This is a genomic window from Paenalicyclobacillus cellulosilyticus, assembly GCF_014647315.1.
Lineage (GTDB): Bacteria > Bacillota > Bacilli > Alicyclobacillales > Alicyclobacillaceae > Alicyclobacillus_J > Alicyclobacillus_J cellulosilyticus.
The window spans coordinates 1-974 of sequence record NZ_BMOY01000090.1 but is presented as its reverse complement, the minus strand read 5'-3'; the positions used below and the strand labels follow the sequence as shown (position 1 = coordinate 974).

Below are 974 nucleotides of genomic sequence, written 5' to 3'. Positions count from 1 at the left end.
GAAGCAAGTACGCCAGTATTTGTGGAGGCAATCTTGAAATACCACCCTTGTATGCTTGATGTTCTAACGTTGGCCCCTTATCGGGGTTGCGGACAGTGCCTGGTGGGTAGTTTGACTGGGGCGGTCTCCTCCCAAAGAGTAACGGAGGAGCACGAAGGTGGGCTAATCACGGTTGGACATCGTGAGGTTAGTGCAATGGCATAAGCCCGCTTGACTGCGAGAATGACAATTCGAGCAGGTGCGAAAGCAGGTCATAGTGATCCGGTGGTTCTGAATGGAAGGGCCATCGCTCAACGGATAAAAGGTACTCCGGGGATAACAGGCTGATACCGCCCAAGAGTTCATATCGACGGCGGTGTTTGGCACCTCGATGTCGGCTCATCACATCCTGGGGCTGAAGTCGGTCCCAAGGGTATGGCTGTTCGCCATTTAAAGTGGTACGCGAGCTGGGTTTAGAACGTCGTGAGACAGTTCGGTCCCTATCTGCCGTGGGCGTTGGAAGATTGAAGGGGGCTGCTCCTAGTACGAGAGGACCGGAGTGGACGAACCTCTGGTGTTCGGGTTGTGTCGCCAGACGCATTGCCCGGTAGCTAAGTTCGGAATCGATAACCGCTGAAAGCATCTAAGCGGGAAGCGAGCCCTGAGATGAGTCTTCCCTGATACTTTAAGTATCCTAAAGGGTTGTCGGAGACTACGACGTTGATAGGTCAGGTGTGTAAGTGCTGTGAGGCATTGAGCTAACTGATACTAATTGCCCGTGAGGCTTAACCATACAACACCCAAGGGGTTTTGATGGACTCGAAGCAAGAACAGAATTGAATGTGTAGAGAACACAGAAACAGCTTTCCGAATTAAAGAATTTGCTTGGCGACCATAGCGTTTTGGAACATCGCCAGGCTTTAAATATCGTTACCCGTACTACGTGTAACAACATCTTCAGTGTACTAATCTGATGATGACAATTTGTGGAGAGA

General features: G+C 50.6%; 1 rRNA gene. It reads left to right on the top strand.

What is annotated here, in order from left to right:
* Positions 1–772 (top strand): 23S ribosomal RNA (locus tag IEX97_RS12900); the annotation flags it as partial.
* Between the last annotated feature and the right edge of the window lie 202 nt (positions 773–974).